The following is a 10,637-nucleotide window of genomic DNA, read 5'->3' on the forward strand; positions in this document are numbered from 1 at the left end:
GCAATGGCAGAGAACGAGGAAAAGCTGCTCGCGTATCTCAAGCGGGTGACGGGCGACCTGCGGCAGACGCAGCGCCGCCTGCGGGCGGCGGAGGCCGCGGCCGGTGAACCCGTCGCCGTCGTCGGGATGGCCTGCCGCTACCCCGGCGGGGTGGAGTCCCCCGACGACCTGTGGGACCTGGTCGCCGCCGGCGGGGACGCGATCAGCGGCTTTCCCGCCGACCGGGGCTGGGACACCGACGGGCAGTACGACCCCGACCCCACCCGCTCCGGGAAGAACTACGTGCGCGGCGGCGGATTCCTGCACGGCGCCACCGAGTTCGACGCCGGATTCTTCGGGATATCGCCGCGCGAGGCACTGGCCATGGACCCCCAGCAGCGGCTGCTGCTGGAGGGCGCGTGGGAACTCTTCGAACGCGCGGGCATGGACCCGAAATCCCTGAAGGGCAGCCCCACCGGCACCTTCGTCGGATTCAGCTCCATGGACTACGGCTGGGAACTGCCCACGATCCCCGAATCCGTCGAGGGCTACTTCGCCACCGGTAATTTCGCCAGCGTCATGTCCGGACGGGTCGCCTACACCTTCGGCCTGGAAGGGCCCGCCGTCACCGTCGACGCGGCCTGCTCCTCCTCACTGGTCGCCCTGCACCTCGCCGCCCAGGCGCTGCGGGCCGGCGAGTGCTCGCTCGCGATCGCGGGCGGTGTGACGGTGATGTCCACGGCCGTCGGCTACGCGGAGTTCAGCCGTCAGCGGGCGCTGTCCCCCGACGGCCGGTGCAGGGCCTTCGCGGCGTCCGCCGACGGCTTCGGCCCGGCGGAGGGAATGGGCCTGCTGCTGGTGGAACGCCTCTCGGACGCCCGCCGCAACGGCCACCGGGTGCTCGCCGTCGTACGCGGCTCCGCCGTCAACCAGGACGGGGCGAGCAACGGCCTCACCGCCCCCAACGGCCCCGCCCAGGAACGCGTGATGCGAGCCGCCCTGCGCAACGCCAAGGTCTCCGCCGACCAGATCGACGCCGTCGAGGCCCACGGCACGGGCACCACGCTCGGCGATCCCATCGAGGCCCACGCCCTGATCGCCACCTACGGCCGACGCCGCCCCCAGGACCGGCCCCTGCGCCTGGGCTCCGTCAAGTCGAACATCGGGCACACCTCGGCGGCGGCGGGCGTCGCCGGCGTCATCAAAATGGTGCAGGCGATGCGCCACGGCGTGCTGCCCCGGACCCTGCACGCCGACGAGCCGACACCGCATGTCGACTGGTCGTCGGGTGCGGTCGAGCTGCTGACGGAACCGGTCGAGTGGACGACCCCCGACGACCGGCCCCGCCGCGCCGGCGTCTCCGCCTTCGGTATCAGCGGCACGAACACCCATGTGATCCTGGAGGAGTTCCGCCCCGGCGCCGACCAGGAGACCGACGACCCGGCGACCGGGCCGGCCGAGGAGACCGCGACGGCGTCCGGGCCGACGGGCGGTGCGGTGCCATGGGCGGTGTCCGGACGGTCCGAGGCCGCGTTGCGCGCGCAGGCCGGGCGACTGGCCGCGTACGCCGGGGACCGGGACGCGACCCTCGCCGACATCGGCCGCTCCCTCGCCACCACGCGGGCCGCACTGGAGCACCGGGCCGTGGTCCTGGCAACAGACCGCGCGAGCGCGATGGAGGGCCTGGCGGCCCTGGCGGCCGGGGACCCCGCACCACATGTGCTGCGTGGCGTGGCCAGGACCGACGACGCGGAGACCGCACTGACCGGCCAGGTCGCCTTTGTGTTCCCGGGCCAGGGGTCGCAGTGGGTGGGGATGGCGGCGGGGTTGTTGGAGTCCTCGTCGGTGTTCGCGGAGCGACTTGCCGAGTGTGATGCGGCGTTGCGTACTTATGTCGGCTGGTCGGTGGTCGATGTGGTGCGTGGTGGCGAGGCGGCGTCGTTGGACGATGTGGTGGTGGTGCAGGCGTCGTTGTGGGCGGTGATGGTGTCGCTGGCCGCGGTGTGGCGCTCGGTGGGCGTCGTGCCTGGGGCGGTGATCGGTCACAGCCAGGGCGAGATCGCGGCGGCTGCGGTGTCCGGTGCGTTGTCGTTGGAGGATGCGGCGAAGGTGGTGGTGTTGCGGGCGCGGGCGATCGCGGAGGGGTTGTCCGGGCGGGGTGGGATGGTGTCGGTGCCGTTGCCTGTCGATGAGGTGCGGTTGGGGGCCTGGGGTGAGAGAATTTCCGTCGCTTCCGTCAATGGCCCGTCTTCCACGGTGGTTTCGGGTGATCCCGGGGCGTTGGACGAGCTGTTGGCCGCCTGTGAGGCGGATGGCATACGGGCCCGGCGCATCGCGGTGGACTATGCGTCGCATTCGACGCAGGTGGAGTCCATTCGCGAACAGGTCGTCGACGCTTTGAAGGGCATCGAGCCGCGCCCGTCGGAGGTGCCTTTCTATTCCACGGTGACCGGGGGTCTGATCGATACGTCCGGGCTGGATGCGGAGTATTGGTACACCAACCTGCGGCAGACGGTCCGGTTCGACGAGACAGTGCGCGCTCTGCTCGACGACGGCTTCGGCTTCTTCGTGGAGTCCAGTGCGCATCCGGTGTTGACGGTCGGTTTGCAGGAGACGTTCGAGGACGCGTCCGCCGACGCGGTGGCGCTGGGTACGTTGCGTCGTGACGAGGGCGGTCCCGAGCGGTTCCTGACCTCCCTCGCCGAGGGGTACGTACGCGGCCTGTCCGTCGACTGGCGTGCCGTCTTCGCCGGTACGGGCGCGCGGCACGTCGATCTGCCCACCTACGCCTTCCAGCGGCAGCGCTACTGGCTCGACGCCCACACCGCGTCCCCCGCCGACCCGGCCGGCCTCGGGCTCACCGCCGTCGGCCATCCGCTGCTGGGGGCCGCCGTCGAGGTGGCCGGGGGCGATGAACTGCTGCTGACCGGGCGGCTGTCCCTGAAAACCCACCCCTGGCTCGCCGACCACGCGGCCCACGGCACACCTCTGCTGGTCGGCTCCGCACTGCTCGAACTCGCCCTGACCGCCGCCCGGGAGGCGGGCTGCGCCCAGGTGCGGACGCTGACGCAGCGAGCGCCGCTGGTCCTGCCCGAGCACGACGCCGTGCAGGTACAGCTGTCCGTCGCCGCGCCGGACGGGGACGGCCACCGCGAACTCCGGCTTTACGCCCGCGGGGCGGACGCCCGGCCCTGGGCCCTGCACGCCACCGGCACCCTTGCCCCCGACCCCGTCGTCCCCGAGGAGCTGCCGGGCACGACCTGGCCGCCGCCGGGCGCCCGGCGGATCGACCTGGACGGCTTCTACGGCCGTGCGGCCGGGACCGGTTACGCGTACGGCCCGGCCTTTCAGGGGCTGCGTGCCGCCTGGCGGGCGGGTGAGGAGGTGTACGCCGAGGTGGAGCTTTCGGAGGAGGAGAACACGGAAGCCGCCCGCTACGGCCTGCACCCCGCTCTCCTCGACGCCTCCCTCCACCCGTCCCTCCTCCTCCGGCTCGACGCCACCCGGGACGTGGACGGAACGCTATGGTTCCCGGGGGACTGGAACGGCGTCGCGCTGCACGCCGTGGGCGCCACCGCGCTCCGGGTCCGGATCCGTCCGGCGGGTGACGAGGGCGCGGTGTCGGTGGCGGTCGCGGACCCGACCGGCGCCCCCGTGGCGACCTTCGCATCCGTACTGCCCCGCCCGCTCCGGCCCGAACAGCTGCGTGCCGCCGGTGACATCACCCGCGACGCGCTCTTCCACCTCACGTGGGTCCCGGCCGCGCCGACAACCGCCACCGCTCCCGACACCGGCCGCTGGAGCGTGTCCGCGACCGACGACCTGCTGCTCGCCGAGACGCTCGGCCTCCCCGACACACCGGAGGACGGCACCGAGCTGACCTTCGTGTCGTACGGGCAGGCCCCGCCGGACGCGGCGGATCTGCCCGGCCGGATCCGCGCGGCCACGGCGGAAGCGCTCGCCCTGTTGCGGGACCGGTCGGCCGACGGGCACCCGGAGCCGGGGCGGCTGGTCGTGGTGACGCGCGACGCCGTGGCCGCGCGGCCCGGCGAGGACGTCCCCGACCTGGTGCACGCCCCGCTGTGGGGGCTCGTGCGGGCCGCCCAGGCCGAGCGGCCGGGACGGTTCCTCCTCGTGGACACCGACGGTCTCGAAGCGTCGAGGAGCGTGCTGGCGGCGGCCGTCGCGGCCGCCGTGGCGGCGGACGAACCGCAGATCGCCGTGCGCGCCGGCGAGGTCCTCGTGCCACGCCTGACCCGCGCGGCACGGGCCCCGGGCGCCGCCGGGCGGCTCGACCCCGACGGCACCGTACTGATCACCGGTGGCACCGGCACCCTCGGCGGCCTGCTCGCCCGGCACCTCGTCGAGCGGCACGGCGTACGTCACTTGCTGCTCGCGAGCCGCCGCGGGCCGGACGCCCCCGGCGCCGCCGAGTCCGTCGCGGAGCTCACCGCCGCCGGGGCCTCGGCCACCGTCGTGGCCTGTGACGCGGCGGACCGGGACGCGCTGGCCGCCCTCCTCAAGGGCATCCCGGCCGCGCACCCGCTGACCGCCGTCGTCCACGCGGCGGGCGCGCCCGACGACGGCCCGACCGGCGCGCTGACCCCCGAGCGGCTCGACGGCGTGCTACGGGCCAAGGCCGACGCGGCCGTCAACCTCCACGAGCTCACCCGCGAGCACGACCTGGCGGAGTTCATCCTGCTCTCCTCCGCCGCGGGCACCCTGGGCAACCCGGGACAGGGCGACTCCGCCGCGGCCAACGCCTTCCTCGACGCCCTCGCCCAGCACCGCCGCGCGCACCACCTGCCCGCCGTCTCCCTCGCCTGGGGCCCGTGGGAAGCCGCGGCGGGCACGGACACCCGGGGCCCGGGGGCCGTGCCCTTCACCACGGCGGAAGGGCTCGCCCTGTTCGACGCGGCACGCCACGGCGACGAGGCGCTCGTCCTGCCCGTACGCCTCGATCTGCCCGCGCTGAGCGCGGCCGCCGCCTCGGGCGCCCTGCCCGGAGCGCTGCGCGGCCTCGTCCGCACCCCCGCGCGGCGCGCGGCCGCCGGGGCCGGAGGACCCGACCGTACGGAACCGGCGCGCCGGCTCGCCGGGCTGCGCCGCCCCGAGCAGGAACGGATCCTGCTGGACCTGCTGCGCACGGAGGTGGGCGCCGTGCTGCGGCACACCACGGTTGACGACGTCGCCGCGGACCGGGCGTTCAAGGACCTCGGATTCGACTCGCTCACAGCCGTGGAGCTGCGCAACCGCCTCGGCGCCACCCTCGGCCTGCAACTGCCCGCCACGCTCGTCTTCACCCACCCCACCCCACTGGCGCTCGTGCGCTTCCTGCTGGACGAGCTGCGACCCGCCACCGACGCGGCCCTGCCCGTACTCGGAGAGCTCGAACAGCTCGAAGCGAGCCTCGCGCGACTGCCGGCGGACCCGGACGACGAGACCCGCAACAAGATCACCAAGCGCCTGGAGGCCCTGCTGCGGAAGTGGACCGGTGACCCCGGCGGCACGGAGGGCGTCATCGCGCGGGACGTCCTCGACTCGGCCTCGGACGACGAGATGTTCGCGCTGATCGACAAGGAACTCGGCACCTCCTGAACCGGTCCGGCACGGCGACTTCCACGGGCTCCCCGCACGGAGCCGTTCACCAAGGAGCACAGGGGACATGGCCAACGTCGACAACGAACAGAAGCTCCGCGACTACCTCAAACGGGTCACGGCCGACCTGAGCCGGACCCGGGCGCAGCTGCGCGACGCGGAGGCCGCAGCGCACGAGCCCGTCGCCGTCGTCGGCATGGCCTGCCGCTACCCCGGTGGCGTGGAGTCGCCCGAGGACCTGTGGGAGCTGGTCGCCACCGGACGGGACGCCATCGGCTCCTTCCCCGCCGACCGGGGCTGGGACCTCGACCGGCTCTACGACCCGGACCCGGACACCCGCGGCACCAGCTATGTGCGCGACGGCGGATTCCTCCACGGCGCCGGGGACTTCGACCCCGCCTTCTTCGGCATCACCCCGCGCGAAGCGCTCGGCATGGACCCGCAGCAACGCCTGCTCCTGGAGACCTCCTGGGAAGCCTTCGAACGCGCCGGGCTCGACCCCCGCTCCCTGCACGGCACCCGGGTCGGGGTCTTCACCGGCATCGTCGCGACCGACTACGTGTCCCGGCTGCGGCGGACCCCCGAGTCCGTCGAGGGCTACGTGATCACCGGCACCATGGCGAGCGTCGCCTCGGGCCGGATCGCCTACACCCTGGGACTCCAGGGCCCGGCCGTCAGCGTCGAGACCGCGTGCTCGTCCTCACTGGTCGCCCTGCATCTGGCGGTGCAGTCGCTGCGCACGGGAGAGTCCTCGATGGCCCTCGCGGGCGGTGTGACGGTCATGCCGGTGCCGGACGCCTTCGTGGAGTTCAGCCGCCAGCGAGGGCTGGCACCCGACGGGCGGATCAAGGCGTTCGCCGCCGGGGCCGACGGCACCAACTGGGCGGAGGGCGCGGGAGTCCTGCTGGTCGAGCGGCTGTCGGACGCCCAGCGGCACGGTCACCGGGTGCTCGCCGTGATCCGCGGCTCCGCCCTCAACCAGGACGGCGCCAGCAACGGCCTCTCGGCCCCCAACAACCTCGCCCAGGAACGCGTCATCGAAGCCGCCCTCGCCGACGCCCGGCTCACCGCCGCCGACATCGACGCCGTCGAGGCGCACGGCACGGGCACCACCCTGGGCGACCCGATCGAGGCACAGGCCCTCCTCGCCACCTACGGCAAGGGCCGGCAGGGCGGCACACCGCTGCGCCTCGGCTCGGTCAAGTCCAACTTCGGGCACTCGGGTCCGGCGGCGGGCGTGGCAGGCGTGATCAAGATGGTGCAGGCGATCCACCACGGGGTGCTCCCGAAGACCCTGCACGTGGACGCGCCCACACCCCACGTCGACTGGTCGTCGGGCGCGGTCGAGCTGCTGACGGAACCGGTCGAGTGGACGACCCCCGACGACCGCCCCCGCCGCGCGGCCGTCTCGGCCTTCGGCATCAGCGGCACCAACGCCCACGTGATCATCGAGCAGGCACCGGCGCCCCAGCCAGCCACCGACACCTCGACGCCCTCCGGTCTCACGGCGGGCGTGACGCCGTGGGTGCTCTCGGGCCGTTCGGACGCCGCGCTGCGGGCCCAGGCCGCACGGCTGGCCACGTTCCCCGGCGAACGCGACCCCCGGGACACCGGCTACTCCCTGGCCACCACACGGTCGGCGCTGGAACACCGGGCCGTCGTGCTGGCACCGGACACCGAGAGCGCGCTGACCCGGCTCGACGCACTCGCCGACGGCCTGCCCGCGCCCGGCGTCGTCACCGGGGTCACGGGAGAACACGGCCAGGTCGCCTTTGTGTTCCCGGGGCAGGGGTCGCAGTGGGTGGGGATGGCGGCGGGGTTGTTGGAGTCCTCGCCTGCTTTCGCGGGGCGGTTGGCGGAGTGTGACCAGGCACTGAGTGCGTACGTCGGCTGGTCGGTGGTCGATGTGGTGCGTGGTGGCGAGGCGGCGTCGTTGGACGATGTGGTGGTGGTGCAGGCGTCGTTGTGGGCGGTGATGGTGTCGCTGGCGGCGGTGTGGCGTTCGGTGGGCGTCGTGCCTGGGGCGGTGATCGGTCACAGTCAGGGGGAGATTGCGGCTGCTGCCGTTTCCGGGGCGTTGTCGTTGGAGGATGCGGCGAAGGTGGTGGTGTTGCGGGCGCGGGCGATTGCGGAAGGGTTGTCCGGGCGGGGTGGGATGGTGTCGGTGCCGTTGCCTGTTGATCAGGTGCGGTTGGGGGCCTGGGGTGATCGGATCTCGGTTGCTTCGGTGAACGGGCCGTCGTCCACGGTGGTTTCGGGTGATCCCGAGGCGTTGGATGAACTCCTCGCCGTGTGTGAGGCGGATGGCGTACGGGCCCGGCGCATTGCGGTGGATTACGCGTCGCATTCGGCGCAGGTGGAGTCCATACGCGAGCAAGTGATAGTCGCGCTGGAGGGTATCGAGCCGCGGCCGTCGGAGATTCCTTTCTATTCCACGGTGACCGGCGGGTTGATCGATACCTCCGAGTTGGGTGCGGAGTACTGGTTCTCCAACCTGCGTCGGACGGTTCGTTTCGACGAGACCGTGCGGGCGCTTCTCGACGATGGTTTCGGGCTGTTCGTGGAGTCCAGTGCGCATCCGGTGTTGACGGTCGGTTTGCAGGAGACCTTCGAGGACGCGTCCAGCGACGCCGTGGCGCTGGGCACGCTGCGCCGTGACGAGGGGGGTCCCGAGCGGTTCCTGACCTCGCTCGCCGAGGGGTACGTACGCGGCCTGTCCGTCGACTGGCGTGCCGTCTTCGCCGGTACGGGCGCGCGGCACGTCGACCTGCCCACCTACGCCTTCCAGCGGCAGCGCTACTGGCTGGAGGAGCCCGAGGGAACCCCCGACGACACCGAACCCGGGACGACGGCCGTCGACTCCGTGGAGGCCGAGTTCTGGGCGGCGGTCGAGCAGGAGGATCTGGACGGTGTGGCCGCGGAGCTGGAGCTGGACGCCGACCAGCCGTTGAGCGCGGTGCTGCCCGCGCTGTCGTCGTGGCGGCGCCGTCGGCGTGAGGCGTCGACGGTCGACCGCTGGCGTTATCGGGTGGTGTGGCGGCCCGTGGCGGAGGCCCCCGCCCCACCCGTTCTGTCCGGTCGTTGGCTCGTGGTCGTGCCCGAGGCGGCGGCCGGGGCCGAATGGGCCACCGGATCCGTATCCGCCCTGGCGGAGCACGGGGCGCACGTGCACCGGCTCGCCGTGGATCCCGTACGGGCGGACCGTGCGCAGCTCGCCGGACTGCTGCGCGCCGCCTTGGGCGCCGGGGATGTCGTGGGCGTGCTGTCGCTGCTCGCGCTCGACGAGACCCGCCACCCGTCCCACCCCGCCGTGCCCGTCGGTCTGTCCGCCACCGTGGCCCTCACGCAGGCGGTCGTCGAGGTCTCCGAGGGCCTGGGCGCCGAGCCGCCCAGGCTGTGGTGCGCCACCCGGGGCGCAGTCTCCGTCGGCGCGGAGGACCCCCTGACCCGCCCGGTGCAGGCGCACGTCTGGGGCCTCGGACGCGTCGTGGCCCTGGAACACCCCTTGCTGTGGGGCGGTTTGGCCGACCTCCCGGAGGCCGTGGGAGCCGACGGCGCCCGTCGGCTCGTGGCGGCGATCGCGGGGGAGGGCGTCGAGGACCAGGTGGCTGTACGCGCCTCCGGTACGTACGCTCGCCGCCTCGTCCACGCCCCCGCGGCCGGCACGCCCGTACGCCGCGAGTGGAGCCCGCGGGGCACCGTGCTGATCTCCGGCGGCACCGGCGGGATCGGCGGACACCTGGCGCGCCGGCTGGCCCGCGACGGTGCCGAGCACCTGGTGCTCGTCGGCCGTCGGGGCGGGCAGGCGCCCGGCGCCGCCGAGTTGGAGGCCGAGCTGACGGGCCTCGGGGCGAAGGTCACGCTCGCCGCGTGCGACGTGTCCGACCGCGAGGCCCTCGCGAAGCTCCTCGCCGGCCTGCCCGCCGCGTACCCGCTGACCACGGTGATCCACGCCGCCGCCGTCCTCGACGACGGAGTCGTCGACTCCCTGACACCGGAACAGATGGACCGGGTGCTCAGGGTCAAGGCGCAGGGCGCCCTCAACCTCCATGAACTCACCCGGGACACGGAACTGTCGGCCTTCGTGCTCTGCTCGTCCTTCGGCGCCACGTTCGGCCTGCCCGCGCTCGGCAACTACGCGCCGGGCAACGCCTTCCTCGACGCCCTCGCCGAGCGGCGCAGGGCCGTCGGCCTGCCCGCCACCTCGGTGGCCTGGGGCACCTGGGCGGGCACCGGCATGGCCGCGGGCGCCGTCGGCGCGCGGGGCCGGCTCGAAGGCATCCACGAAATGGCACCCGAACAGGCCGCTGCGGCGCTGCGGCACTTCCTCGACCGGGACGAGACCACCGCCGTCCTCATCGACCTGCGCTGGGAGCGCTTCGCGCCGGTCTTCCACGCCAAGCGCCCGACCGCTCTCCTCACGGAGATCCCGGCCGCCGTGAAGGCCCTCGCCGCCCCGGCCGCCGACCCCGCGACCGGTGGCGAGGCGTCGGCCGGGCTGCGGGCGCGGCTCGGCCGGCTGTCCGCCGCCGAGCAGCGGCACGAACTGCTGGAAGTGGTGCGCTCGCACGCGGGCGTGGTCATGGGCCATGTGACCCTCGACGAGAACGCGCGCGACGCCATCGATCCCGGCCGCCCCTTCCGGGAGCTGGGCTTCGACTCCCTGATGGCCGTCGAGCTGCGCAACCGCGTGGGCGCGGCCACCGGCCTCGCCCTGCCCACCACCCTGGTCTTCGACTTCCCGACCCCCGAGGCGGTGGCCGGACACCTCCGCCGGGAGATGGGGCTCGACGAGAGCGGGACGACCCTGCCCGGGCTCGCGGAACTGGAGCGGCTGGAAGCCGTGTTCGCCGCGGAACCGGCGGACGAAGAGGCGCGGGCGAAGGTGGCCGCACGCCTGGAGAAGCTGCTGTGGAAATGGTCCGGGAGCGAATCCACCGGCACCGGGGCGGAAGGCGCGGAGAGCGAATTCACGGCCGTGAGCAACGACGAGATGTTCGACCTCATTGATCGAGAGCTGGGAACTCTGTGACCCGCTCGCCGGAAAGTACCGCAAGTTC

General features: G+C 73.5%; 2 protein-coding genes. Both read left to right on the forward strand.

What is annotated here, in order from left to right; genetic code table 11:
- The first annotated feature begins 45 nt into the window (after positions 1-45).
- Entirely contained in the window at positions 46-5,577 is a 5,532-nt protein-coding gene (locus ABD269_RS20465) for a type I polyketide synthase (protein WP_425572942.1), read from the forward strand.
- Positions 5,578-5,644: 67 nt separating this feature from the next.
- Entirely contained in the window at positions 5,645-10,609 is a 4,965-nt protein-coding gene (locus ABD269_RS20470) for a type I polyketide synthase (protein WP_344119775.1), read from the forward strand.
- Positions 10,610-10,637 lie beyond the last annotated feature (28 nt).

The organism is Streptomyces blastmyceticus (assembly GCF_039521185.1).
In the GTDB taxonomy this organism is placed as follows: Bacteria; Actinomycetota; Actinomycetes; order Streptomycetales; family Streptomycetaceae; genus Streptomyces; species Streptomyces blastmyceticus.

Bases quoted from the DNA above. Each gene is read 5' to 3' on its own strand.
- ABD269_RS20470 (WP_344119775.1), top strand. From the start codon at position 5,645: ATGGCCAACGTCGACAACGAACAGAAGCTCCGCGACTACCTCAAACGG.